This is a genomic window from Vibrio sp. QJM3NY_26 (genome assembly GCF_057786005.1).
Genome location: NZ_CM173515.1, coordinates 3023887 through 3050375 on the forward strand (window position 1 = coordinate 3023887; position 26489 = coordinate 3050375).

A 26489-nucleotide genomic window follows, 5' to 3' on the forward strand; every position below is an offset into this window, starting at 1 on the left:
CTCGTCCTAAAATACGTTGACGATTTTAGTAAGCCAGTAACGCAAGTTGCTGGCTTTTTTCATGCATCTTATTTGGCGTATTCATACCTAGGCTGAGATGTGGCCTCATTTCGTTGTACGTATAAATCGACTCTTCAACAAGTGTTTTCAACTCGCGAAGATCTTTGCATTGAGTAAGCAAGAACTCTTGCTTGAGGATACCATTGACCCGCTCAGCTAAAGCGTTTTGGTAACAGTCATAACCATCTGTCATTGATGGTGTTATGCCATACTTTTTAAGTTTCTCTTGATAGAGGTTTGAGCAATACTGAAGCCCTCTATCTGAGTGATGGATTGTCGCATGACAATAACATCGAGTTTTTACCGTCATATCTAAAGCCTTCACAACATCGCTCGCTTTCATTTCATTGCTGACTTCATACCCCATGATTTTACGGCTGAAGGCATCGGTAACCAATGACAAGTAGTGAACGCCCTCATTTGACTGAACATAAGTAATGTCGCTCACCAGAACTTCTTCTGGTTTTGACGGAACGACTTCTTTTAGCAAGTTCGGATGTTTTTTCATCCAGTGCCTGCTGTTCGTTGTTTTGGTATAACTTCGTTTCGGCTTAACGAGTAGGCGCTCTTCCCTGAGGTAATTAAACAAAGCATCACGGCCAAGTTTTATTCCCTTAGCTATCAACTTAGGCTTTAGTAAGAAATAGAGCTTACGAGCTCCCAACCGAGGCATAAACCGCCTTAGTTCAAGCACCATTCCTTTCACAGGAGCAAGCTCAGCCTGACGAGTGGTCTCACGCTTTTCTCTCTGATAGACACACTGACGAGATATATTGAGCAATGAGCAAGCTTTACTTAAGCTTACTTTCTTCTCTTTTTGAAGGCTTCTTGCTCCTTCGCTATATACTTTTTTCTTAGCGACATCCCGTGCTCAGCATCAAGAATATCAACAACCCTATTGAGAAGAAGGCATCTGAGGCGTTCATCTTCAAGCTCTTGTTCTAGTCGTTTTATTTTTTGGACAGGCGTTTCATTCGCTCTCGGTAATTTAGGCATCGCGCTCTTCCTTGGATTGTTTGTCCAATCCAATTTCCCATGCTTTCTTAACCAAGTAAGAACGGTCGAACGACCTTGTATGCCGTAAATTGATTGGGCTTGTTTATAGGTCATGTCGCCTTTTTCGATAGCGTCTACAACCTGTAATTTAAAGCCTAGTGTGTAATCACGCTGAGTGCGCTTAACGTAGTGTTTATTTGGAATGGTCATCATTAGTCCTCAATGTGTAAACACATTTCAGGACGGGACACTTTAAAAAATAAAAAGGGCAGATGAGTATCTGCCCTTTTTGCTATCTGTAATTCTTTACGCATCGTCTGAGTAAAGTACTCAATTGTATATACCTTAACGAGGTACTAATGTGCAGCTCTTAATGACTCAATTCGTTCACCTAATTCAGGGTGAGAGCTGAGCCATGTGGGTAGTTCAGCATGTCCATCAGAACTCTTTCCAAGCAATTCAAACATCTCAATCATCGCTTGATTAGAACCATGTAGCTTCATCATGGCATCAGAAGCAAAAACATCCGCTTCACGCTCTGCTTCTTGAGATTGTCCGTTATTAGCAACAAATACTCCTAACCCCGCGAGATTGTCGATCACACCAGAACTTTCACCCGTCAATAGCGCCACGGTCATCGAGAGCAAACTCGATCGAACTAATACTCTCATGACATGCTGATGCTGAATATGCCCTAATTCATGCAATAGAATGCTGTCTAACTGCCTATCCGTTTTAGTTAAGCGAACGAGGTCATCCAAAACAATAACTGTCCCACCACTGAGCGCAAAAGCATTCGCTCCGAGTTTTGAAGAACGAAACTCGAGCTGCACTCCATCATAAATCTCTATATCTTTCAGATGGGAGTCAAAGCGCTGGCGAATGCGAGCTTGTTCCTCAATAGGAATAGTCGAGTTATCAAAAAGCTGTTCATCCAAAGATTTTAGAACTTGTCTTTCAACGAGTTGAGGCACCGAATCAGGCAAATAAGTGACTATTTTATGAGTTAACCACGGAACCCCATGAGTAAACATAGAAATGGTAAGTAACACAAGAACAACACTACTAACTAAGATAGCCGTGATGTTCTTCTCTAATTTACCTAAGAAATTATGTTTACCTCTGTCTCTCAAATAGGCGTCCAATTCATCACTTGCCTCCGTGATAAATTGCCATCCATCTGGGAATTTGAGCTTTGTTGGAGCGGATCCAACGCCTCGCATAATTTCAACACGTTCGAAATATGCAGAAACAATAGAACCATCCACACTCAGGAGCAATTTATCAGGGTGAGATATATCTAAAATGGCCTCGCAGCGTTCAGAACTACGAGGCGGGTGTGCAACACCAGAGATCATTTAGCCAATACCAAGATCAACATTAAACGCTTGAGCTATCTCATCAGAAATAGCCGATTTCACATCAGACGGTTGGTCGTTTGCTATTAATAAATCTAAGTCGCCTTGAACATACGAATTCTCCGACAAGTAGTTCATCGTTCTTACCATCACCCATGGTCTAGCTAACCCGAGGGTAATCACTTGAAGCAGAAAGTTAGTTAATACTAAAAGCATGTAGCTTTTTATCGTTAATGTCGAAGCAAAATTTAACGTTGAATCGGCCTCATTTTCTTTTCCTTCAAGCACTAATTCAGAGAACGTGTAATTTCTAATTTTTACTTGAATGTAAGCAGCAATCGCAATACTCATAACAATGAAAACAAAGTAGTAAGCAACCATCATTGAAGTCAAACTTCCGTTGTTAGCGATTTCGGATAACGACTCAGGGTTGCTGACCATGTTGAAGCCAACGGCACTGAATAAAGCCAAAACGGCAACAATAGAGGCAACCAGCCATGCAATCATACTGATGAAGTATACTTTGAAATAAAAGCCATCTTGGTAATCAGCTTTAAACTGACGATCGCCATAGCGATAACCATTAGAAAAATAATTGGCGATACCGGCAAGTAGCCAGGATTGTAAATAAACATAAGAAGGTATGGATATTAAAATGGCGATGCCACCAGCAATCATGTTCATTTGCATAGTAAATATTATTGCCATGATTGCCGTAAATACGCCGACACCCACAACAAGACCGCGCCCAAGAATTGCCCAGTAGGCTCCGGAAACAGTACCATGGAAAGAGAAGTGAACATTTCGAAAGCTTGTCATTGCAGAATCAAAACGAGCATTGCTGCGAGATAACAATGGTAACAATGCAAAAAAAACCAGTAATAAAACCAATGCCACCTGAGGGGCAAACTGATTACTGACTCCCCAAGCGACTACACAAATCAACGCAATGATTCGCCCTTTCAATATTTGCATAGGTTTACCATGATATTCAAAGCTATCACTACCAATAAATGTATTCCCATAAAAGTAACGTTTATTTCGAACTTTCGCCCAAGCCGAGTAAATACCCAATGTGATGACGGATAAAAGAATATTAACGATCCAAATACCAAAATATTCGTTACCCTTTCCCTTAAAATTCACCCTAGTTTCTAACTGTTTTGTTTCCATTTCTCTATTCCATTTGACGTTTTAAAAACAACCATGTACATCTACGTGCACATCAACAACGTAAAAATATAGAAACACATCATTCTGATCAATTGATAATTAATATAAAAAGAGAGCAAACTATCAACACTAACCCTTTGAACTCTAATTTATTCCCCCTACTTACAATAATCCTGTTGACATGGTTGCGGTGCGCAATTAAATTATAGTTGTACATCGCAACCATATTGAGAGGCAGCATGACTTCAGCACAACTTAGAGAATTATCACGTCAACTCGTTCGACAACTTGGAATGCTAGACAAAGATTGTGGTGATATTGCCCTACCTCCGATTCAAGCTCATACACTTATCGAACTAGAGCAGCAGCCATTAACCGTGAATCAATTAGCGGATAAGCTCAATATTGATAAATCCAACGCCAGTAGAGCAGTCAACAATCTAGCGAAGAACTCGTTAATTCAAACCTCCCCACACCCCAACGATAAGCGCAGTGTTGTTGCTTCAGTAACAGAACAAGGGATAAACACTCTTGCCAAACTTCACAGTCAGCAGAATCAGTTTTATGACTCGGTACTTGAGCGTTTAACGGAAGCAGAAACTCAACAAGTTTCGGGGGGAATCGAGCACTACCTTAAAGCACTGCAACAAAGCCACGCTTCAATCGATGTAGTAGTTCGCCCTCTACAGCAACAGGACAACACCGTAGTGGCCAATGTGATTCGCCAAGTCTCTTATGAAAACGGGCTAACCGAAGATAAAGGTTATGGTGTGGCTGACCCCACCTTAGAAGACATGTTCAGCGTTTATAACAATGAAAGATCTCGGTATTGGGTAATTGAACTTGATGGAAAGGTTGTCGGTGGTGGAGGGTTTGCACCATTAGCAGCGATGCCAGAAGTCTGTGAACTGCAAAAAATGTACTTCTTGCCAGAAACCAGAGGCAAAGGCTTAGCGAAAAAGTTGGTTAATATGTCGATGGAGAAAGCTAAGGAACTGGGTTATCAACATATGTATTTAGAAACAACCGAATGTCTTAATGCTGCCGTTAAACTTTACGAAAAATTGGGCTTTGAACACCTTGATTCAGCCTGGGGAGAAACAGGCCATGATGCTTGTGAGGTTGTCATGGCCAAAACGCTATGATGTGTTTTAAAAATGGGGTTAGCGTTGGAAGTTAATCAAGCGAGAAACAAACAGGTTAATTACGTAACTAGATAATTGAATCACCGCTAGTTACGTAAAAAGTTACTCACACAAGAGGCTGGATTCAAAGCAACAAAAGAGCTCTCTTTTTGCCCATCGAGCTCAACTTCTAATTGATATAAATGCTTAGGGTTGGGGTTATCAAGATCAAAAAGGATCGGGGCCTCAACTTGAAACACAACACCAGTATGTTCCGCGCGCACATCGATTGGCATGACTAGTGTCATACCGTTGAATTTGATTGATGCAGAGACTAGCCCTGCTTTTAGTGTCTGATAAATAACATCCACTTTAAACTCACAGCCACCACCGTGGTGCCAGATCTGCTCTGTGACAACTTGCTCAAGCTTGACGTGACGAACGAACTGCAGATATGGCGCTTGCCAGATTCCGATACGAGAATCCGATTTAGCGAAAGCCGGTGAAGAGACTGACTCATCCATATCCTCTTCAAGCAATAAGCTCTCCTCTTCTTCAAGGAAAAGGATCTCAAAACGATTTCGACCAAGCTGCATATAAGGGCGGATGTCTTTGCGATATTCGGCTTCGCTACCATCACAGTCAAACACAGCCACACCATTGAGTCGAACTTCAGCAAAGTAATCAACACCTGCCATCACTAACTCAACAAACGGGCACGCCAACATCGCATCATCCACTTCGATGTCATGCATCAGGTGCCATTCTTGCTCTGCGATTTCGCTTTCACTCAAGCTATCAGGAAGCTTTGAACTTAACGGAGCCGGAAAGGTAATGTCATCTTGTGGAATAGAGAGGTCCGTCAGTGGCGATATTTGCCAAAGACCATCGAGAGGTAATCGCATAGCATTCCTTGAGCTAGATCAATTTTGACCGCATTATAATGAATGAATGCATATAAAGACATTTATTTTTCTGAGGATAAAAAAATGCCAGCTCAAGGCTGGCATTCTTTAAAACTGGGAAGAAATTACTCTTCGTCTTCATCATCTTCGTCTGGGTAGATAGCATCTTCACCTTCGTAGTAAGTGCCCCAACCGTCGTAGATAATGTCAAACTTCTCTGCAAGATTTACAAGCTTCTCAACTTGCTCATCAATCGCTTCTGCATTCAGAGTACACTGCATCGTTGCATCACAACAAAGTAGCTTGTTGCCATCTTCGTCTTCTGTCTCTTCAGCTTCAAGCACTTCAAAGCCCATTTTGAATGCTTCAACAACGGCTTTCTCAAGTACTGCGAAATCTTCAGCAAAAAGGTGATGCTCGATATCGTATAGAGCTTCAGGATCGCTACCATCTTCGATTAGTGCTTCAATGATGTCGCGAGTCTCTCCTTTTTGAAATTCAATTAATTCCGCTACTGATAGATATTCATCTTCGTGAGACATGTGTCTGCTCCAGAGTGTTGACTATGAAAAGATCAAATTTGATTGCCACGAAATATGGCATGGATCGCCTAGAAAAGCCACCTAGATCAGGTATAGAAGAGTAAGTTTATCGCTAGATAACAGAGGGGATATCAATTAAAAAGTGAAATCAAAATCACAGAAACAAATTTTCAACATATTATTAACTAACGTGTGTTTTAGCATTTCATTTTTATTGTTACTTTTCGCCTTACTTCTCTAAAACTGAGTGGTTAGTCATATCAAATGCATACTGACGATCACTTCATTGGTGCATAAGATCTCATTTTAGAATGGATAATTGCATAAATTTTGAATGAAAAATCATGTTCACCAAGCAAAATGGATTATCGAGTTACTGAAATTTGAGCATAGAACTGCAAAAAGTTTGTTCTAGCATTGAGTCTTTCAATTGGATTTTAATATCACTAATTTTTAATTAATCAGCATTAAAAACCAACAATTGAGAAATAACACAACCTTTACACAATTTTCAAAACTTGCATATTACGAACAAGCTTGTCATAAATAGACGCTGGATTAATAGTAAGGATGCAAAATGAGTAAGCTGTACGTTGGCTCCGAAGTCGGTCAATTAAGACGAGTTCTCCTAAATCGACCTGAAAGGGCACTCACCCACCTCACCCCTTCTAACTGTCATGAGTTACTCTTTGATGATGTACTTGCAGTAGAAGCCGCAGGTGAAGAACACGATGCCTTTGCGACGACACTTCGTAACCAAGACGTTGAAGTGTTATTACTGCATGACCTACTGGTTGAGACACTCGCTGTAGCTCAAGCTCGTGAGTGGCTACTGACGACTCAAATCTCAGACTTCCGTTACGGCCCTACATTCGCACGTGATTTAAGAGAATACCTTGCTCAAATGGACAACGAGCACTTAGCCACGATCCTACTGGGTGGCTTAGCCTACTCTGAACTTCCTATTAAATCTTCTTCAATGCTACCGAAGATGCACCGCCCACTTGATTTCGTTATTGAGCCACTACCCAACCATCTATTTACCCGCGATACTTCTTGTTGGGTTTATGGAGGTGTCTCTCTTAACCCAATGATGATGCCTGCTCGTCAACGAGAAACGAATCACTTGCGAGCAATTTACCGCTGGCACCCTGTATTCGCAGGCCAAGATTTCATTAAGCACTTCGGTGATGAAGATCTTCACTATGACAATGCGAATATTGAAGGTGGAGATGTTCTGGTTATCGGTAAAGGTGCCGTGCTTATCGGTATTTCAGAGCGTACTAAGCCACAAGGTGTTGAAAACCTAGCCGCTAGTTTATTCAAATCCGGTCAAGCAACCGAAGTGATTGCGATTGATTTACCAAAGCACCGCTCTTGTATGCATCTTGATACAGTAATGACGCACATGGATATCGACACATTCTCAGTCTATCCAGAGATCGTTCGTAAAGACCTAGATACTTGGCGCTTAACGCCGAAAGAAAATGGCGAAATGCGAGTAGAGAAAGCTGAAAACTACCTAACAGCGATTGAAGGCGCACTGGACCTCGATCAACTGAAGATCATCACAACCGGTGGTGATAACTACGAAGCTGAACGTGAACAGTGGAATGACGCTAACAACGTACTGACGGTGAAACCGGGTACGGTTATCGGTTATGAGCGTAATGTTTACACCAATGAGAAATACGACAAAGCAGGTATCGAAGTTCTGACGATTCCGGGCAATGAGCTAGGTCGTGGCCGAGGTGGCGCTCGCTGTATGAGTTGTCCTATCGAAAGAGACGGTATCTAAGCCACAAAACTCGATAAAGCGAACACGCTAACTTATCTAGGCCAGTACCATTGTACTGGCCTTTTTTATCAAATTAATAAAATAAATATTCACAAATATAGCATTTTTATGTTTAACTGAGTTCTTCATTGATTCTATATACGCAAGGAGCGAGAGATGGCCTTTAATCTTCGCAATCGTAACTTTCTAAAACTTCTCGACTTTACTCCTAAAGAGATTCAGTTTTTACTCGACCTATCTGCCGACCTTAAAAAAGCTAAGTATGCAGGTACAGAGCAGAAAAAGCTTAACGGTAAAAACATCGCTTTGATCTTTGAAAAAGCATCCACTCGAACTCGATGTGCCTTTGAGGTAGCTGCTTTTGATCAAGGGGCTCAAGTCTCTTATTTAGGCCCTTCTGGTTCTCAGATTGGTCAGAAAGAATCAATGAAAGATACGGCGCGTGTATTAGGTCGCATGTACGATGGCATTGAATACCGAGGGTTTGGCCAAAGCATTGTCGAAGACTTAGGCGCTTATGCCGGTGTACCGGTTTGGAATGGCTTAACCGATGAGTTCCACCCTACTCAGATCTTGGCTGATTTCCTCACTATGCTTGAGCATGGTCGCGGTAAACATCTGCATCAAATCAGTTTTGCTTACCTAGGCGATGCACGTAACAACATGGGTAATTCTCTGCTAGTAGGTGCAGCAAAAATGGGCATGGATATTCGCCTTGTCGCGCCTAAAGCGTTCTGGCCAGAAGAGCACCTTGTCGAAGAGTGCCAAGCTATTGCACAAACTACAGGTGCAAAAATCACACTAACAGAAGACGTTGCCGAAGGCGTGAAAGGCTGTGATTTCCTTTACACCGATGTTTGGGTTTCTATGGGTGAAGCGCCAGAAGCTTGGGACGAACGTGTGGCTGTAATGACACCTTACCAAGTGAATATGGATGTCATTAAGCTCACAGGTAACCCTCAAGTGAAATTCATGCATTGCCTGCCCGCTTTCCACAACAATGAAACCGTGATCGGCCAGCAAGTTGCAGACAAATATGGAATGAACGGCTTAGAAGTCACTGACGAAGTCTTTGAATCGGATTACTCAATTGTATTTGATGAAGCAGAGAATCGCATGCACACCATCAAAGCGGTAATGGTTGCAACACTGGGCCAATAACGAATATTGAAAGTAAACAAAAGCTTGATGTAATCGCTTGCGCTCACAAATTGAAAGCGTATAATTCTCGGCAATTTGTCTGAGAGTAGTGAAAATGACGCCAAGCAATGTTGTGATAAAACATAATGATATTGTGAAAACACATAATAAAATTGTGAAAACACCAAATATTGCTCGCAAGCTATCATGCTTGCCAGGCCGTCTATTCTGCTTTTCAGCATTTTTTTAAAGCCTCCCATTATGGGGGGCTTTTTTATGGCCAATACATTATTGTGGGGAAGAAGATCATGGCGAATTCGCTCTATCAAAAGCACATCATCTCAATTCCAGAGCTTTCTCGTGAAGAGCTAGAATTAATTGTTCAAACGGCAGGTCAGCTAAAGGCTGAACCAAACCCAGAACTCATCAAGAACAAAGTTGTTGCCAGCTGCTTCTTCGAACCTTCAACGCGAACTCGTCTCTCTTTTGAAACGGCTATTCAACGCATCGGTGGTGATGTGATTGGTTTCGACAGTGGTGGTAACACTTCACTGGCGAAGAAAGGCGAAACGCTAGCGGACTCGGTACAGGTTATCTCTTCATACGTTGATGCTTACGTAATGCGTCATCCTCAAGAAGGTGCTGCGCGTCTGGCTTCTGAGTTTTCTAACGGTGTACCGGTTATTAACGCAGGTGACGGCGCAAACCAACACCCAACACAAACGCTATTAGACCTATTCTCTATCGCTGAGACACAAGGCCGCCTAGACAACCTCAACGTTGCATTCGTTGGTGACCTTAAGTACGGCCGTACGGTTCACTCGTTGACTCAAGCGCTAGCGAAGTTCGATAACATCTGTTTCTACTTCGTGGCACCTGAAGCACTGGCGATGCCAGACTACATTTGCGAAGAACTTGATGAGGCGGGTATCAAGTATCAACTGCTGACAGACATGGAAGATGTCATTCCAGAGCTTGATGTCTTGTACATGACTCGAGTTCAAAAAGAGCGCTTCGATGAATCGGAATACGCGCACATCAAATCAGCGTACATCCTGACGGCTCCAATGCTGGAAAATGCACGTGATAACCTAAAGGTTCTTCACCCTCTTCCTCGTGTTGATGAAATTACTGTCGATGTCGATAAAACACCTTACGCTTACTACTTCCAGCAAGCAGAGAACGGTGTTTACGCACGCGAAGCACTGCTAGCCCTTGTTCTTAACGAAACGCTGTAGAGGAGAGATATCATGTCTAAAGAGACTCAATTAAAAGTTGAAGCAATCAAGAACGGAACGGTTATCGACCATATCCCAGCCAACATCGGGATCAAGGTACTCAAACTGTTCGACATGCATAACTCAAATCAGCGCGTAACGATTGGCCTAAACCTGCCATCTTCTGCTCTAGGCGGCAAAGACTTACTCAAGATAGAGAATGTTTTTATCACGGAAGAACAGGCGAGCAAGTTAGCACTTTACGCACCTCACGCAACGGTAAACCAAATCGAAGATTACGAAGTGGTTAAGAAGCTACCACTAGAACTTCCTGAGCAAATCAACGATGTGTTTGAGTGTCCAAACACCAACTGTATTACTCACAATGAGCCCGTAGAAAGCAGCTTTAAGATCTTTGAAAAGAAAGAAGATATTCGATTGAAGTGTAAGTACTGCGAAAAAGTATTCTCTCGTGAGATCGTGACAGAAAGATAACGTCATACGGCAACGCCGATCGAACGCAAAAACTATTCAATACCTCGCCTATGCGGGGTATTTTGCGCTTTACCTATCCTGAGTTTGAAGGCACACTAAAAATTGCTTTTTATCCAATAACTGACGGAATAACCAATGACTAAAGTACTTCACACAGAATCTGCTCCAGCTGCAATCGGCCCATACGTACAAGGTGTTGACCTTGGCAATATGGTTCTGACTTCTGGTCAAATCCCAGTAAACCCAGCAACTGGTGAAGTATCTGCTGATATCGCAGAGCAAGCTCGCCAATCTCTAGACAACGTTCAAGCGGTTGTTGAAGCTTCTGGCCTGACTGTAAAAGACATCGTAAAACTAACGGTATTCGTTAAAGACCTAAACGACTTCGGCACAGTAAACGAAGTTTACGGTAAGTTCTTTGATGAGCACGGTGTTGCAAACTACCCTGCACGTTCATGTGTTGAAGTAGCTCGTCTACCAAAAGATGTAGGTATCGAGATCGAAGCTATTGCGGTTCGCAAATAGGTTTTTACCTATAGAATAAACAGTTTCTAGTAAACAAGTTGGCATAACGCTGAACGTTTATCAGATACAAAAAAGGTTGCCCAATTGGCAACCTTTTTTATTGTTCATCGTTTCACTTAGATGATTACTTCTTATTAAGCTCAACCACTTCTTTGTCTAACTCTTCAAGCTTAGCAGCCATCTGCTCACGGGCTAAGTTAGCCAGTTGACGAACATTAGACTTATCGTAATCTTCAGTGCTGATTGGTGGTAGCATTTCCACAATCACATGACCATTGTTCCAACGGTTCAGCTTCACGCCACCAGTTGAGCTACACACGATAGGGATAATAGGTAAGCCAGCGCCAATTGCAGCATGGAAAGCACCCGTTTTGAATGGCAACAAACCACGACCACGAGAACGAGTCCCCTCAGGGAACATCCAAACCGAAACATCACTCTCTTTTAGACTAGTAACCACTTGATCGATCGTACCTACCGCTTTGCTGCGGTTAGCTCGGTCAATTAGGATATTACCCGTCAACCAGTACAACTGACCAAAAAGAGGCATCCACGCTAGGCTTTTCTTACCTACTGTCACAACTTTAGGTGTTACCGCTGATGAAATCGTAAATAGATCCCAGCTGTTTTGGTGGTTTGCAACATAAACATGTTGGCCACGAGAGTAAGCATCTTCCGGGATGCGAAGCTCTAACTTCATGCCAAAGATTTTCGACATGCGACCGAAATAACGGCCGAAGGTAAATACGTGTTTCGGGTTACGCGGGCTTAATAGACAATAGCCACAACCAAATACAAACATAAGAATCGCAAATATCGCCACTGCGAAAATACGTAATATTGCTATCATTTTGCTCCTCACAACCGCCAAGTTGATTCATCTATTCACACAAAATAGGCAATAGATTCACTTGCGGTAAATACAACTATAAAAAAGCCGAAACCAAGGTTCCGACTTTTATGTTTTCATCTTACTGATTCATGAATCCACTAACCTAAGTTAGTTCGACTCGCTAAATCGTGTAATGTTTGCGCCTAAAGCTGAAAGTTTATCTTCAATCTTATCGTAGCCACGATCGATGTGATAAATACGGTCAACGATAGTTTCGCCTTGGGCAATACAGCCAGCAATAACTAGACTCGCAGATGCACGAAGATCCGTTGCCATTACTTGAGCGCCGCTTAACTTCTCAGTTTCACCACAGATAGCCGTGTTGCCTTCGATTTCTGCTTTTGCACCCATTCGCTGTAACTCAGGAATGTGCATAAATCGGTTTTCAAAGATAGTCTCAGTGATAACACCACTGCCCTTCGCCATCATGTTGAGCAGAGTAAACTGTGCTTGCATGTCGGTTGGGAAACCTGGGTGAGGTGCTGTTACGATTTTCACCGCTTTCAGCTCACGATCTGTCATATCAAGGCTGATCCAGTCTTCGCCCGTTTCAACCTTCGCACCCGCTTCTTCAAGCTTCGCTAATGCAGCTTCAAGAAGATGAGCGTTGGTGTTGCGACAAACCACTTTACCGCCAGAAACAGCAGCAGCAACAAGGAACGTACCCGTTTCGATACGGTCAGCAACCACAGAGTGATGACCACCACCAAGACGTTCAACGCCTTCGATAGTAATCGTGTCTGTACCTGCGCCAGAAATCTTAGCACCTAGTTTGTTTAGGAAATCAGCCGTATCAACAATCTCAGGCTCACGCGCTGAGTTATCTAATACAGTTGTACCTTCCGCTAGCGTTGCTGCACACATGATAGTAATGGTGGCACCCACACTTACTTTATCCATCACGATGTGCGCGCCTTTCAAACGGCCGTCAACACTTGCTTTTACATAACCATCTTCCAACTTAATGGTCGCACCTAGTTGCTCTAGGCCATGGATATGTAAATCAACAGGTCGAGCGCCAATTGCACAACCACCAGGAAGTGACACTTGACCTTCACCAAAACGAGCGACTAGAGGACCTAAAGCCCAAATAGAAGCACGCATTGTTTTTACTAAATCATAAGGCGCACAAAATTCATTAATCTCGCTGCCATCAACATGAACACTACCGTTACGTGATACTTTTGCGCCTAAACGCTTAAGTAGTTCCATCGTAGTATCGATGTCACGTAGGTGAGGAACATTACTCACTTCAACCGGCTCTTCAGCAAGGATTGAGGCGAATAAAATAGGTAGCGCTGCATTTTTTGCGCCTGAGATCGTCACTTCACCGCTTAACGGCTTATCCGATCCAATAACTCGAAACTTTTCCATCATAAACCTTAAAGTGACATCAGTTTCTTATCACGTTCCCACTCTTCTGGCGTGAAAGCCTTAATAGAAAGAGCATGGATGTCATTGCGTTGAATGTATTCCATTAGTGGGCCGTAGATTAGTTGCTGCTTCTTAACTCGATTCATGCCGTCAAAACATGCATCAACCGCAACAACTTCGTAATGACTGCCTTCACCCTTCACGAAAATCTCCTGAAGGTTCAGTGCCGCTGCTAATAATTCTTGTACTTTTGTGCTGTCCACAAATAGCTCCTGCCTAATTTTTTATGTGTTCTGCCATCATTGGCTGGATATTGCTCAATTGGAACAACGTTCGTAATTGTTCTGGCACGAAACTGAGCATTATATGACAGTTTTGATTTTTTGCATGCTCTAATAAGTGAATTAGCATCACCATTCCTGCTGAATCGACTCGATTTATATGGCTAAGGTCAATTTCAACACTCGATTCCATCGTTTGCCACTTTTCCAATATACGCCAGATTGCAGGGACACTGTCTCGGTCTATGTCACCGAGCAGCTGATACTCTTTAGAGCTTAGTGCTTGCCATTGAGAGTGGCTCATTATTTATTACTCTCAAAACGAATCGGTTGTGCTGCAAGTTTCTCTAACTCATCGGCAACTTGTAAAATGCCTTCTTGACGAATTTTAGTATTCCACTCTGATTGCTTGCTCGATAACAGGCTAATACCTTCAGCAACCATATCAAACGCCTTCCACTCGCCTGACTTCTTGTCTTTGCGTAGCTTAAATTCAAGCTTAATGTTTGGTCGCGGCGTATCTATGATACTAACCTTAATACTGGTAATACGGCTATCTGCTTTGATTTTTGGTTCTGGACCAAATTCAATCGTCTGATCCGAGTACTGAGTCAGTACTTGAGCGTAAGAAGAAACGAGGTATTTACGGAACGCATCGATAAATACACGTACGTCTTTTCTGTCCGCCCCTTTTAGGTTAGGTCCTAACAACTTAAGTGCCGCATATTGCGCGTTCACATAAGGCATCAATTCATCTTCCACAATGACCTTCAATAACTCAGGATCTTGCTGGATATTCTCTTGCTCACTCTTTAAACGATCAAATGCCACTTCAGCAACTTGCGTCATCATCTGATAAGGCTGAGTGCGATCAATCGATTCTGCAGCAAAAACTTGAGCAGAAATAAGTGAAGCCATTGCTACCATAAACATTGATTTCAAGTAACCGATAACTTTGAAGTGACTAATAGTTTTCAACATCATCTTATTCCTTAACTTCGCTGTCATCAGAGCCACCAACGCTATACAGCACTTGGCCAATCAAATCTTCTAGTACTAATGCTGACTTGGTGTCTTCAATAGAATCACCATCAACCAACATCTCTTCATCATCAAAAATGAAGCCAGGAACCAGACTGATGTACTGCTCACCGATTAAGCCAGAAGTTAAGATTTGAGCACTAGAGGTATCTGGAAATTGTGAGTACTTCGCATCAATAGATAATTCAACGACAGGAAGGTAACTCTCGGTATCAAGCTCAATACTTTTAACTCGACCGACAACGACGCCACCCACCTTCACTGGAGAACGAACTTTTAAGCTACCAATGTTGTCAAAGGTCGCTTTTAGATTGTAAGTATGGTTCGAACCTAAGCCTTTTACGTCAGCGACTTGAAAGATCATGATTAAGATTGCGCAAATTCCGACAATAACAAAGGTGCCGACCCATAATTCTAATTTTCGAGTTTGTTGCATGATTAATTCCCAAACATCAATGCGGTAAGAACAAAATCTAGCCCTAATACCGCTAGAGAAGAGTGCACTACAGTGCGTGTGGTTGCCTGACTAATACCTTCTGAGGTCGGTACCGCATCATAACCATTAAAAAGTGCGATCCAAGTTACTGTGATAGCAAAGACCATACATTTGATCGTGCTGTTACCAATATCTCGGCCTAGCTCAACGGAAGACTGCATCGCAGACCAGAAACTACCGTGGTCAATGCCCTTCCAATCGACACCAACCAGTTGAGCACCCCAAATCCCGACCGCCATAAAGATCATCGCGAGCAGTGGCATTGAAATAAGCCCGGCCCAAAGGCGTGGCGCAATAATGCGTTTAAGAGGATCGACGGCCATCATCTCAAGGCTAGAGATCTGTTCGGTTGCTTTCATTAAGCCGATCTCAGCCGTTAATGCTGAACCTGCGCGGCCTGCAAACAATAACGCAGTCACCACTGGGCCCAACTCACGTAACAGTGAAAGCGCGACCATTTGACCAAGGTTACCTTCAGCACCGTAGTCGATTAACACGACATAGCCTTGCAGGCTGAGCACCATGCCAATAAACAAACCCGAAACTAAAATGATAGCTAATGACTGAACACCAACGCTATAAAGTTGTTTAACGAATAAAGGAAAATTCTTTAGTCTCGGGATGCCAAACAAAGCCCCGAATAACATCAGGCTTGCTCGACCAAATGACTCACAGATCGCAAGTGTTCGCTTACCGACACCCGCAATAGCTTTAACAATCATATTAAAACAAATCCTCTTTTAAGCTCTTCGCAGGAAATCTAAACGGCACAGGGCCATCCGCGTCACCTTGCAAGAATTGCTGCACTCTCGGATCGCTGTTGTTGTACAACTCATCAGGTGTACCAGCAGCAATGATTTTTCCATCAGCCATCAGATAAACCCAATCGGCAATACTCATCACCTCAGGCACATCATGAGAAACGACAATAGAGGTTAAGCCCAAAGCTTGATTGAGATTACGGATCAGCTCAACCAAGACGCCCATGGTGATCGGGTCTTGGCCAACAAACGGCTCATCGTACATGATAAGTTCAGGATCCAATGCGATCGCACGAGCCAACGCAGCACGTCTCGCCATCCCACCAGACAATTCACTCGGCATCAATTGCGCTGCACCTCGTAACCCTACAGCTTCAAGCTTAAGTAACACGATGGTACGAATGAATTTTTCGTTAAGTTCAGTGTGCTCTCGCAGCGGAAACGCCACATTATCAAAGACATTAAGATCAGTAAAAAGTGCACCCGATTGGAAAAGCATGCTCATTTTCTTGCGGGCTTGATATAGCTTACGACGTGATAATGCAGGGATATTGTCGCCATCAAACCAAATTTCGCCCTCATCTGGCGGTAATTGTCCGCCAATCAAACGCAGCAAGGTCGTTTTACCGATCCCTGACGGGCCCATGATTGCGGTTATTTTGCCTTGAGGCACCTCTAAACTGATGTCATCAAAGATAACGCGCTCACCGCGTGAGAAGCTGAGGTTCTTAACTTTAACAAGCTCAGTGTTCAACATATTTTTGTTGTTTCCTTGCTTTAAAATACGCCAATTATGGCTGCAATAATAATGAGTCTACTTTAGAATTAAAAGCACTGTTCAATTAATTCATATTAAACAGGAATCTATGCAGGGATTTGAAAGCATTAGAAAATTATCTATTGAGCTCTCTTTCTTGCCTGCTAACTGGTAATTAATTTGCCGAGTGACTTCCCTTTTATCTAGCAACAGGTCAAAATTAGCGGTTAATTCTCCGTTTTTTATTAATTTTTTAGGAATCATCATGCTTGAAGCGATTGCGTTTCTTATTATCGGTCTAGGTTTTTTGGTGTGGAGTGCAGATAAGCTGGTTTACGGCGCCGCTGCTCTTGCTCGCAACTTTGGTATCTCACCATTAGTTATCGGTATGACGATTCTAGCAATGGGGTCTTCGGCTCCTGAAATGATGGTTTCAGCAACAGCTGCTCTTGATGGAAAAACAGATACGGCTGTAGGTAACGTTCTCGGTTCAAACATCGCCAACATCGCACTGATTTTGGGTATTACAGCGCTCATCAAACCGCTATCAATTAGCTCTGGTGTGATTCGCCGTGAACTACCATTGATGATTGGTGTCACTCTACTAGCGGGTGCTTTGCTGTGGGACAACCATTTAGGGTTTTACGAAGGCGTATTGTTGTTTGTTCTTTTTGCCGCATTCTTATTCGCAATGCTGCAAATCAGCCGCAGTGAGAAAAAGAACGGCGATGCCTTCCTTGAAGAACAAGAATCTGAAGTTCCTGAAGGCGTGAGCAACCCTAAAGCCGCAATGTGGGTGGTAGTTGGTCTGATAATTCTGCCTCTAGCTGCCAACATGTTGGTTGATAACGCCGTTGTTATCGCTAAATTCTTTGGCATGAGCGACCTTGTGATTGGTTTAACCATTATTGCCGTTGGTACAAGTCTGCCTGAGCTAGCAGCATCACTTGCTGGCGTAATGAAGGGTGAAGATGATATGGCCGTGGGTAACATCATTGGCTCGAACGTATTCAACATCCTTGCTGTTATGGGTATCCCTGGCATCCTCAACCCTTCAGTCTTGAGCGAGTTTGCTATGGGTCGTGACTTCTGGGTAATGCTAGGCGTATCGCTACTGCTTGTTGTAATGGCACTAGGTAAATCACGTAGTGTGAATCGTATTGAAGGCGGTGTGTTAATAGTGACATTCGTGGCCTACCAAGCTTACCTACTTATGAACATGTCAGCTTAATTATTGATTTAACTTCCCGTACTTGGAGTATTTAATGTCTCAGTCATTCGATTATCGCAGTGTTGCAAAGCAAGTTTTGGAAACCGAAGTTGCAGGTCTTACTCAATTGGACCAATATTTTAATGATGACTTTTGCAAAGCTTGCGACCTTATCCTGAACAACAAAGGAAAAGTGGTTGTGATGGGCATGGGAAAATCTGGCCACATCGGCAAAAAAATAGCAGCAACACTAGCAAGTACTGGGACATCCGCTTTCTTCGTACACCCAGGGGAGGCTGCGCACGGTGACTTAGGAATGATCGGGGCTGGCGATGTTGTTATAGCAATATCCAACTCTGGCGAATCAGGTGAAATCCTAAGCTTATTCCCGGTATTGAAGCGTTTGAACATCAAGATTATCAGCATGACAGGTAAGCCAGCATCAAACATGGCGACTTTGTCTGATATTCATTTACAAATATCAGTACCAGAAGAAGCGTGTCCACTTGGTCTTGCGCCAACAACCAGTACAACGGCTACCTTGGTGATGGGTGATGCATTAGCCGTCGCACTTTTACAAGCCAGAGGCTTTACTGCGCAAGATTTTGCTTTGTCCCACCCTGGCGGCGCTTTGGGTCGACAACTATTATTGAAGCTTGAAGATATCATGCATACGGGCGATGCACTCCCAGTGGTAGCACCGGAAGCGTTGGTACGAGACGCTCTTTTGGAGATATCTCAAAAAGGCTTGGGGATGACGGCAGTCGTGAGTGAAGACGGTCTAATGGTCGGTATTTTTACTGATGGTGATTTGCGCCGTATCCTAGACAAGCGCATCGATATCCATGACACGCAGATCGGCGACGTGATGACGCTAAATCCGACGGTAGCAGAACCAAACATGCTCGCGGTTGAGGGTTTGAACTTGATGCAAGCTAAGAGCATCAATGGCCTAATGCTGTGCCATGAAGGCAAACTAGTCGGAGCGTTAAACATGCATGACTTACTGAAAGCAGGAGTAATGTAATGACACAGACAGTCGAAACTCTATACGGCACAGTAGATTCAGAAGTGTTTGCCGTAGCAAAAGAGATCAAATTGCTTATTTGCGATGTCGATGGCGTATTCTCAGATGGTCGCATCTACATGGGCAACAACGGTGAAGAACTGAAAACCTTCCACACTCGTGATGGCTATGGCATTAAGTCACTGATGAACGCTGGTATCGAAATCGCGATCATCACTGGCCGTAAATCTCAAATTGTTGAGAATCGAATGACCGCTCTCGGTATTAAGCTTATTTACCAAGGTCAGGATGATAAAGTTAAGGCCTATCAAGATATTTGCGATAAGCTTTCTGTAAATCCTGAAAATACGGGCTACATCGGAGACGATCTGATCGACTGGCCTGTGATGGAAAAAGTTGGCTTGAAGGTATGTGTAGCAGATGGTCATCCACTACTTGCAAAGCGTGCAAATTACGTGACAACCATTAACGGTGGTCACGGCGCGGTACGTGAAGTTTGCGACCTTATTTTACAAGCAAGAAATGAACTCGACGTGCATAAAGGTTTAAGCATATGAGTTTTACTCGTATTATCTATTTAATACTCATATTTATTGCCTCTTGGTCGACCTATTACTTGTACGACAAAGAGCAAACATCAACGATACAAGTGGCTCCAAATTTGGAGCTGCCCGCGTTTAGTGGCAAAAGTCTAAACAACATTAGCTATGATGAAAGCGGTATTCGTAGCTATCAGGTTGAATCGACGTATTTAGAGCACTACTCAGTGGTTGGCGATACGCACTTTCAAAACCCGGTTCTTTCGGTATTCCGAGAAGGGCATACGATTGAATGGCAAGTCACCGCTGATCGCGCGATTATGGATGAGAATCAAGTTGTCACGTTTTATGACAACGTCGTGGCAAAGAACCTGTTGCCAGAAGCTAGCTTCGATACTATGACCACAGATAAAATGGTTGTTGAGCTGCCTAGCCGAGATTTTTATTCAGAGACTCCGGTCCATATGATCGGTACATTGTTTGAAACTGAGGGACAAGCAATGAAAGGTAACTTCGGTACCAACAATGCAACCCTCTTTAATTCTGTTCAAGGTAGATATGAAACTCTTACACCTTAGTTTATTCGCTTTGACCCTTGCGGCGCCTAATGTCTATGCCCTTTCTTCGGATAGCGAGCAACCTGTCTACATTGACTCAGACAGCCAGCAATTGGATATGAAAAGTAACCAAGTGACTTTCCTTGGTGATGTAAACCTTAAGCAAGGCAGCATCAATATCAATGCCGATAAGGTTATTGTTACCCGCAACGCCGTAAACGGTGAGATTGAAGAAATTCAAGGCTTCGGTAAGCCAGCGACCTTCTCTCAACTGACTGACGACGGGAAGACACTCTACGGTGAAGCTGACGACTTACATTACCAGCTTGTTGCCGACAAATTGATCATGACTAAGAATGCAATGCTATCTCAAGATGGCAGCATCATTCGTGGCTCTAAGATCACCTACCAGATCGGCTCTCAAAAATTAGTCGCTGACAGTGGTGAAAACAAACGAGTGTCAACGGTTTTACAACCAACGGAAGTGAATAAGTAACGATGGCTGTTCTTAAAGCAAAAAACCTAGCGAAAACCTACAGCAAGCGCAAAGTTGTTACCGATGTAAGTTTGCAGGTAGAGTCAGGCCAGATCGTTGGTCTGCTTGGCCCTAACGGTGCAGGGAAAACGACCTCTTTCTATATGATAGTTGGCCTGGTTGCGCGTGATGAAGGTACTATCAGCATTGACGACCGTGACATCAGTATCTTGCCAATGCACAGTCGTTCTCGTCTTGGTATCGGTTACCTACCGCAAGAAGCATCGATTTTCCGTAAGTTGTCTGTTGAGAACAACATCATGGCCGTTTTACAAACCCGTGATGAAATGACTAACGAACAGCGCCAAGATAAGCTGGAAGATCTTCTAGAAGAGTTCCACATCCAACATATCCGCACCAGTAATGGTATGGCTCTGTCAGGTGGTGAGCGTCGTCGTGTGGAGATTGCTCGAGCTCTAGCAGCAAACCCGCAATTCATTCTGCTGGATGAACCGTTTGCCGGTGTTGACCCGATCTCAGTTATCGATATCAAGAAAATCATTGTTCACCTACGTGATCGCGGCTTGGGCGTTTTGATTACCGATCACAACGTTCGTGAAACATTAGATGTGTGTGAAAAAGCTTACATCGTAAGCCAAGGACACCTGATCGCTGAGGGTACTCCTGAAGATGTTCTCAATAACGAACAAGTTAAACAAGTTTATCTAGGCGAACAATTCCGTCTATGATTATATAGAGATTATCGAGAGTTCTAAGAATAATAACTAGGTAAGTCACACTGAATGAAACCCTCATTACAACTTAAGCTAGGCCAACAGTTAGCAATGACTCCTCAATTGCAGCAAGCGATTCGTTTGTTGCAATTGTCTACTTTAGATTTGCAGCAAGAGATTCAAGAAGCACTTGAATCTAATCCACTACTCGATGTCGAAGAAGGCAATGAAGATACGCCTACATCGGAAGAGAAACCTAGCAGTGACGAGAAAGAAACAGTTGAAGCCACAGAACAAGATTTACCTGATAGCTCAGACTTAATCGAAAAATCAGAAATTGGCAACGAACTAGAAATCGACACAACTTGGGAAGACGTCTACAGCGCAAACACAGGTAACACTGGTATTGCGATTGATGACGACATGCCTGTTTATCAAGGCGAAACGACTCAAAGCCTACACGACTACCTACTTTGGCAACTCGACCTAACACCATTCTCTGAAACTGACCGAAGCATTGCTTTCGCGCTGATTGATGCCATTGATGACTATGGCTACCTCACCGTATCTTGTGAAGATATCCTTGAAAACTTCGATAGCGAAGAAGTAGAGCTTGATGAGATTGAAGCCGTCCGCAAACGAGTTCAGCAGTTTGACCCGCTGGGTGTCGGTTCAGTGAATCTACAAGATTGCTTGTTACTGCAACTGGCAACCTTTCCCCAGGATACCCCTTGGCTTAACGAAGCTAAGTTAGTACTCACTAGCCACATCGACCAACTCGGTAACCGCGATTACAAATTAGTCATCAAAGAAACCAAACTGAAAGAAGCGGAACTACGTGAGGTTCTGCAACTGATTCAGCAATTGGATCCTCGACCTGGCAGTAAGATTACACCGGACGAAACTGAATATGTGGTTCCTGATGTAACTGTGTTCAAAGATCTTGGAAAGTGGTTAGTCACCATTAACCCTGATAGTGTCCCTAAGCTGAAAGTAAATCAGCAATATGCCGCTCTTGGTAGCAAGGGCAGCAGTGCAGACAACCAATTCATTCGCTCAAATTTGCAAGAAGCAAAATGGCTAATCAAAAGCTTAGAAAGCCGAAATGAGACGCTACTCAAAGTTGCGCGATGCATTGTTGAACATCAGCGTGATTTCTTCGAACATGGCGAAGAAGCGATGAAGCCAATGGTTCTGAATGATGTTGCGTTAGCCGTTGATATGCACGAATCCACGATCTCTCGTGTGACGACTCAAAAATTCATGCACACGCCACGTGGCATCTTCGAACTCAAATACTTTTTCTCAAGCCATGTCAGCACTGACAATGGCGGTGAATGTTCATCTACAGCAATTCGCGCACTGATTAAGAAGCTTGTCGCAGCGGAAAATACCGCGAAGCCTCTCAGTGATAGTAAGATTGCTGCTTTACTGGCTGACCAAGGAATTCAGGTAGCTAGACGTACCATAGCGAAATACCGTGAGTCTCTGGGCATTGCCCCATCGAGTCAGCGTAAACGCCTGCTATAAGCTAATTTAGTTAACTATTAATTTAGTTATAACCTGGCAACCAACTGAAAAGGAAAGTCTATGCAAATCAATATTCAAGGCCATCACGTTGATCTTACCGATTCAATGCAAGACTATGTTCGCACTAAATTCGACAAACTTGAGCGCTTCTTTGATCATATCAATAGCGTTCAGGTTGTTTTAAAAGTTGAGAAAATCAATCAAATCGCGGAAGCTACCCTGCATATAAATCAGGGGGAAATCCATGCGACAGCAACTGATGAAAGCATGTATGCCGCGATTGATTCATTGGTTGATAAACTCGTCCGCCAACTCAACAAGCACAAAGAAAAGCTAAGTAGTCACTAACATGCAATTAAGCGAAGTACTTTCATTGGACTGCACCAAAAGTGCAGTCCAATGCACAAGCAAAAAAAGAGCCCTTGAGCTCATCAGTCAGATCGCTGCAGAAAGCTGTGGTCAAGATTCAACAGAACTGTTTGAGTGCATGTTGAGCCGTGAAAAAATGGGCAGTACTGGTATTGGTAATGGCATCGCTATTCCTCATGCTCGTATGAATGTCAGTGATAAAGCGATAGCTGTATTACTACAATGCCAAGACCCAATCGAATTTGATGCGATTGATAATCGTCCTGTCGACCTACTATTTGCCCTGCTTGTTCCAAGTGAACAGTGCAAGGAGCATCTAAAAACCCTTTCATGTATGGCAGAACGACTTAACGACAAGCAGACTCTTAAACAGTTGCGTAATGCTCAAAGCGATCAAGAGCTTTACGACATCATGATCCAAGTGCCAACTTGCGAGCAATAACATGCGATTAATCGTTGTGAGTGGCCAATCTGGGGCTGGTAAAAGTGTTGCGTTACGAGTCCTTGAAGACTTGGGGTATTACTGTGTTGATAATCTTCCAGTAAACCTGCTAAGCGACTTCGTCGAATCGGTACGCGAGATCAATCAAAACGTCGCTGTTAGCATTGATATTCGCAACCTACCGAAAGAACCGCAGTTAGTTACAGAGACACTAGAACAACTAGAAGCCGCCACTGATATTGATGTGAACGTTTTGTTCCTAGACGCAAGTAAGCAAACGCTACTCAAACGCTACAGCGAAACACGCAGAATTCACCCTTTATCGATCGGCCAAGAAAAGTTATCTCTTGAGCAAGCGATTGATTTAGAAAAGACACTCCTAACACCTCTCGCAGAGCAAGCCAGCATTGTGATTGACAGCAGTGACTGCAACCTCTACGAATTGAGCGAAAAGGTTCGATTTAAAGTTGAAGGCAAAGAGAAGCAAGAGCTGATCATTGTCTTTCAATCTTTCGGTTTCAAATACGGACTGCCAAGTGATGCTGACTATGTGTTTGATGTTCGCTTTTTGCCAAACCCTCACTGGGAACCAGCACTACGACCATTAACGGGTCTTGACGCACCCATTCACTCTTTTCTTGAAAAACACTCAGAAGTTCTTGAACTCAAGCAGCAAATTCAAGGCTTTGTTGAGCAGTGGTTGCCAATGTTAGAGAAGAATAATCGCAGTTATCTAACGGTCGCGATTGGTTGTACTGGCGGTAAACACCGCTCGGTTTACCTAACTCAGAAAATTGGTGAATACTTCGAACAACTTGGCCATCAAGTTCAAATCAGACACGCCTCCCTAGAGAAGCACCAACAGGGCTAACCATGGAATTAACTCGAACTGTACTGATCCAAAATCGCTTGGGTCTTCACGCTAGAGCAGCCGTAAAATTGGTTGAGCTTGCACAAAGCTTTGATGCAACCATCACTATCCATAGTGAAGAAGATAAAACGGCAACAGCAGACAGTGTAATGGGGCTACTTATGCTGGAGTCGGCGCAAGGGCAACACATCACTATCCAAGCCGCAGGCACCGATTCACAGCAAGCGCTTGATGCCGTTTGTCACCTAATTGAAGACCGGTTTGATGAGGGCGAGTAGCAAAAACGCTTCACTCACAACATCTAAAACTCAAACCACGCATCAACCAATATTAATTCTTAGTTCTACCTAAGTTAATGATTTAAATAAGCCCCAGAATTAAGTTACTATTCCAAGCATTGTTAGAATAATGAGATAGGAGGAAAATATGGCAGAGCAATTAGAATTCGACCAAGCTCACCAAACCCTCCAAGAAGTCAGCGAAGCCCTAGAAAACGGCCGATTTGTTCACGTACGCCGACAACTTCAGGATATGGAACCTGAGGATATTGCACACCTTTTAGAAGCCTCCCCTCGCAAAAGTCGTGACGTACTCTGGCAACTCACCGATCCAGAAGACTACGGTGAAATTCTTGATGAGCTAAACGAAGATGTCAAAGATGCTCTTGTGTCAAAAATGGCACCAGAAACCTTGGCAGAAGCAACCGAAGGTATGGAAACCGATGACGTCGCGTACGTACTTCGAAGCCTGCCGGACGATGTTTCTCGAGAAGTCCTTTCCCAAATGGACTCTGTCGATCGTGCATTAGTAGAAACCGCCCTTTCGTACCCAGAAGATTCAGCGGGTGCGTTAATGAACACCGACGTAATCACGATCCGCGGTGATGTCGATGTTGAGGTCGTACTGCGTTATTTACGTATGCGTGGTGAATTACCTGACGCTACCGATGCGTTATATGTTATCGATGACGACGAACGCCTCATTGGTAACCTATCGCTCAGCACACTGATTACAACCCAGCCTGATGTGTCTGTTTCAGAAGTGATGGAAGATGCCGACGAAGCGATCGCCGTTGAAACCAGTGCCTCTGATATCGCCAGCCTGTTCGAACGTCGTAACTGGGTGTCAGCTCCTGTTGTCGATGTAAATCAACACCTTGTAGGTCGTATCACGATCGATGATGTGGTTGATGTTATCCGTGAAGATGCCGAGCACTCAATGATGAGTATGGCGGGTATGGACGATGACGAAGATACCTTCGCACCGGTCGTAAAATCCGCTCGTCGTCGTAGTGTATGGCTAGGCGCAAACGTTTTAGCAGCACTCGCGGCAGCGTCTGTGTCTAATATGTTTGAGGCCACACTGAATGAGATGGCCGCGATTGCCGTTTTGATGACTATCGTACCGTCCATGGGTGGTGTTGCAGGTAACCAAACCGTCGCTCTAGTGATTCGTGGTTTAGCGCTTGGTCACATTGGCGACAGTAACAAACGCGAACTACTACTCAAAGAAGCCTCTATCGGCTTCCTTAACGGCATTCTATGGGCCGTTATCATTGGCGGTATAGTGGTTGCTTGGAAAGGCAATTGGATCTTGGGAGGCATCATCTCAGCAGCGATGATGACAAACTTGATTGTCGCGGGTATTGCCGGTGTAACCATTCCTGTAATGCTGAAGAAGATGAATATCGACCCTGCCCTTGCAGGCGGTATGGCTCTGACCACGGTGACTGATGTGATTGGCCTATCGGTGTTCTTAGGCTTAGCCACGATACTTATCTAACTCATACTTATCTCGTGT

General features: G+C 43.6%; 31 protein-coding genes. 18 read left to right on the top strand and 13 right to left on the bottom strand.

Translation table 11 applies throughout. The features are described from left to right. Positions 1–25 precede the first annotated feature (25 nt). The 3 genes from AC3CH4_RS13390 to AC3CH4_RS13400 form a co-directional block, all read right to left on the bottom strand. A protein-coding gene (locus AC3CH4_RS13390) for an IS3 family transposase (protein WP_479304477.1) occupies positions 26–1266 on the bottom strand; the annotation gives its coding sequence in 2 pieces (ribosomal slippage) (positions 26–894 and positions 894–1266; 1242 coding nt in all). A 146-nt stretch (positions 1267–1412) separates the two neighbouring features. After that, positions 1413–2414, bottom strand: coding sequence for a M48 family metallopeptidase (locus AC3CH4_RS13395; RefSeq protein WP_488543048.1), 1002 nt, complete (start codon positions 2412–2414; stop codon positions 1413–1415). Further along, the gene (locus AC3CH4_RS13400) at positions 2415–3587 is read right to left on the bottom strand and encodes a YjgN family protein (RefSeq protein ID WP_488543049.1); all 1173 of its coding nucleotides are present in this window, start codon (positions 3585–3587) and stop codon (positions 2415–2417) included. A 239-nt stretch (positions 3588–3826) separates the two neighbouring features. On the opposite strand from AC3CH4_RS13400, the gene AC3CH4_RS13405 reads away from it, so the two are divergent. Continuing rightward, positions 3827–4732 (top strand): bifunctional helix-turn-helix transcriptional regulator/GNAT family N-acetyltransferase, encoded by a 906-nt coding sequence (locus tag AC3CH4_RS13405; RefSeq protein ID WP_017073423.1) that lies wholly within the window; start codon positions 3827–3829, stop codon positions 4730–4732. A gap of 86 nt (positions 4733–4818) precedes the next feature. On the opposite strand, the gene AC3CH4_RS13410 is transcribed toward AC3CH4_RS13405, so the two are convergent. After that, positions 4819–5616, bottom strand: coding sequence for a glycosyl hydrolase 2 galactose-binding domain-containing protein (locus tag AC3CH4_RS13410; RefSeq protein ID WP_102553807.1), 798 nt, complete (start codon positions 5614–5616; stop codon positions 4819–4821). 125 nt (positions 5617–5741) lie between these two features. Beyond that, complete coding sequence (gene rraB, locus AC3CH4_RS13415; RefSeq protein WP_004735324.1) at positions 5742–6158, bottom strand: ribonuclease E inhibitor RraB; 417 nt, start codon at positions 6156–6158, stop codon at positions 5742–5744. Between the two features lie 577 nt (positions 6159–6735). Here rraB and arcA point away from each other — a divergent pair. The 5 genes from arcA (at position 6736) to AC3CH4_RS13440 (ending at position 11333) form a co-directional block, all read left to right on the top strand. Further along, complete coding sequence (arcA, locus tag AC3CH4_RS13420) at positions 6736–7956, top strand: arginine deiminase (RefSeq protein WP_017110564.1); 1221 nt, start codon at positions 6736–6738, stop codon at positions 7954–7956. Between the two features lie 156 nt (positions 7957–8112). Then, entirely contained in the window at positions 8113–9117 is a 1005-nt protein-coding gene (locus AC3CH4_RS13425; RefSeq protein WP_054548287.1) for an ornithine carbamoyltransferase, read from the top strand. Between the two features lie 287 nt (positions 9118–9404). Beyond that, entirely contained in the window at positions 9405–10334 is a 930-nt protein-coding gene (gene pyrB / locus AC3CH4_RS13430; RefSeq protein WP_004735321.1) for an aspartate carbamoyltransferase, read from the top strand. Positions 10335–10346: 12 nt separating this feature from the next. Further along, on the top strand, positions 10347–10808 hold the full coding sequence (gene pyrI, locus AC3CH4_RS13435; protein WP_004735320.1) for an aspartate carbamoyltransferase regulatory subunit: 462 nt from the start codon (positions 10347–10349) through the stop codon (positions 10806–10808). Between the two features lie 135 nt (positions 10809–10943). Continuing rightward, entirely contained in the window at positions 10944–11333 is a 390-nt protein-coding gene (locus AC3CH4_RS13440) for a RidA family protein (protein WP_004735319.1), read from the top strand. A gap of 124 nt (positions 11334–11457) precedes the next feature. On the opposite strand, the gene AC3CH4_RS13445 is transcribed toward AC3CH4_RS13440, so the two are convergent. The 8 genes from AC3CH4_RS13445 to mlaF form a co-directional block, all read right to left on the bottom strand. After that, complete coding sequence (locus AC3CH4_RS13445) at positions 11458–12183, bottom strand: 1-acylglycerol-3-phosphate O-acyltransferase (protein WP_004735318.1); 726 nt, start codon at positions 12181–12183, stop codon at positions 11458–11460. Between the two features lie 150 nt (positions 12184–12333). Then, positions 12334–13599, bottom strand: coding sequence for a UDP-N-acetylglucosamine 1-carboxyvinyltransferase (murA, locus tag AC3CH4_RS13450; protein WP_004735317.1), 1266 nt, complete (start codon positions 13597–13599; stop codon positions 12334–12336). A gap of 8 nt (positions 13600–13607) precedes the next feature. Continuing rightward, complete coding sequence (gene ibaG / locus AC3CH4_RS13455; protein WP_004735316.1) at positions 13608–13862, bottom strand: BolA family iron metabolism protein IbaG; 255 nt, start codon at positions 13860–13862, stop codon at positions 13608–13610. 13 nt (positions 13863–13875) lie between these two features. Next, positions 13876–14184: an STAS domain-containing protein gene (locus tag AC3CH4_RS13460; RefSeq protein WP_428779760.1), complete on the bottom strand. Its 309-nt coding sequence runs from the start codon at positions 14182–14184 to the stop codon at positions 13876–13878. After that, entirely contained in the window at positions 14184–14813 is a 630-nt protein-coding gene (locus tag AC3CH4_RS13465) for an MlaC/ttg2D family ABC transporter substrate-binding protein (protein WP_237291209.1), read from the bottom strand. Before AC3CH4_RS13465 ends, AC3CH4_RS13460 begins: the two co-directional genes overlap by 1 nt. A 52-nt stretch (positions 14814–14865) precedes the next feature. Next, positions 14866–15357: an outer membrane lipid asymmetry maintenance protein MlaD gene (gene mlaD, locus AC3CH4_RS13470; protein WP_054548285.1), complete on the bottom strand. Its 492-nt coding sequence runs from the start codon at positions 15355–15357 to the stop codon at positions 14866–14868. A gap of 2 nt (positions 15358–15359) precedes the next feature. Further along, the gene (gene mlaE / locus AC3CH4_RS13475) at positions 15360–16139 is read right to left on the bottom strand and encodes a lipid asymmetry maintenance ABC transporter permease subunit MlaE (RefSeq protein WP_004735312.1); all 780 of its coding nucleotides are present in this window, start codon (positions 16137–16139) and stop codon (positions 15360–15362) included. A 1-nt stretch (position 16140) separates the two neighbouring features. Continuing rightward, entirely contained in the window at positions 16141–16935 is a 795-nt protein-coding gene (gene mlaF / locus AC3CH4_RS13480; protein ID WP_372326615.1) for a phospholipid ABC transporter ATP-binding protein MlaF, read from the bottom strand. A 265-nt stretch (positions 16936–17200) separates the two neighbouring features. Between mlaF and AC3CH4_RS13485 the strand changes: the two genes are divergently transcribed. The 12 genes from AC3CH4_RS13485 (at position 17201) to mgtE (ending at position 26471) form a co-directional block, all read left to right on the top strand. Further along, entirely contained in the window at positions 17201–18166 is a 966-nt protein-coding gene (locus AC3CH4_RS13485; protein WP_004735309.1) for a calcium/sodium antiporter, read from the top strand. Positions 18167–18200: 34 nt separating this feature from the next. Next, the gene (locus tag AC3CH4_RS13490; RefSeq protein WP_488543050.1) at positions 18201–19172 is read left to right on the top strand and encodes a KpsF/GutQ family sugar-phosphate isomerase; all 972 of its coding nucleotides are present in this window, start codon (positions 18201–18203) and stop codon (positions 19170–19172) included. Further along, positions 19172–19729 (top strand): 3-deoxy-manno-octulosonate-8-phosphatase KdsC, encoded by a 558-nt coding sequence (gene kdsC / locus AC3CH4_RS13495; protein ID WP_004735307.1) that lies wholly within the window; start codon positions 19172–19174, stop codon positions 19727–19729. The genes AC3CH4_RS13490 and kdsC overlap by 1 nt, the downstream gene beginning before the upstream one ends. Then, positions 19726–20289, top strand: coding sequence for an LPS export ABC transporter periplasmic protein LptC (gene lptC, locus AC3CH4_RS13500; protein ID WP_102442585.1), 564 nt, complete (start codon positions 19726–19728; stop codon positions 20287–20289). The genes kdsC and lptC overlap by 4 nt, the downstream gene beginning before the upstream one ends. Beyond that, the gene (gene lptA / locus AC3CH4_RS13505) at positions 20270–20764 is read left to right on the top strand and encodes a lipopolysaccharide transport periplasmic protein LptA (RefSeq protein ID WP_004735305.1); all 495 of its coding nucleotides are present in this window, start codon (positions 20270–20272) and stop codon (positions 20762–20764) included. Before lptC ends, lptA begins: the two co-directional genes overlap by 20 nt. A gap of 2 nt (positions 20765–20766) precedes the next feature. After that, the gene (gene lptB / locus AC3CH4_RS13510; protein WP_004735304.1) at positions 20767–21492 is read left to right on the top strand and encodes an LPS export ABC transporter ATP-binding protein; all 726 of its coding nucleotides are present in this window, start codon (positions 20767–20769) and stop codon (positions 21490–21492) included. Between the two features lie 54 nt (positions 21493–21546). Beyond that, the gene (locus AC3CH4_RS13515) at positions 21547–23007 is read left to right on the top strand and encodes an RNA polymerase factor sigma-54 (RefSeq protein ID WP_004735303.1); all 1461 of its coding nucleotides are present in this window, start codon (positions 21547–21549) and stop codon (positions 23005–23007) included. A 60-nt stretch (positions 23008–23067) separates the two neighbouring features. Beyond that, positions 23068–23355: a ribosome hibernation promoting factor gene (hpf, locus tag AC3CH4_RS13520; RefSeq protein ID WP_004735302.1), complete on the top strand. Its 288-nt coding sequence runs from the start codon at positions 23068–23070 to the stop codon at positions 23353–23355. A gap of 1 nt (position 23356) precedes the next feature. Further along, positions 23357–23818: a PTS IIA-like nitrogen regulatory protein PtsN gene (gene ptsN, locus AC3CH4_RS13525; RefSeq protein WP_004738707.1), complete on the top strand. Its 462-nt coding sequence runs from the start codon at positions 23357–23359 to the stop codon at positions 23816–23818. Between the two features lies 1 nt (position 23819). Beyond that, on the top strand, positions 23820–24689 hold the full coding sequence (gene rapZ / locus AC3CH4_RS13530; protein ID WP_004735300.1) for an RNase adapter RapZ: 870 nt from the start codon (positions 23820–23822) through the stop codon (positions 24687–24689). 2 nt (positions 24690–24691) lie between these two features. Next, positions 24692–24967: an HPr family phosphocarrier protein gene (locus tag AC3CH4_RS13535; protein WP_004735299.1), complete on the top strand. Its 276-nt coding sequence runs from the start codon at positions 24692–24694 to the stop codon at positions 24965–24967. A 148-nt stretch (positions 24968–25115) separates the two neighbouring features. Then, a complete protein-coding gene (gene mgtE, locus AC3CH4_RS13540) occupies positions 25116–26471 on the top strand; it encodes a magnesium transporter (protein ID WP_004735298.1) in 1356 nt (451 codons plus the stop codon). Positions 26472–26489: the final 18 nt, after the last annotated feature.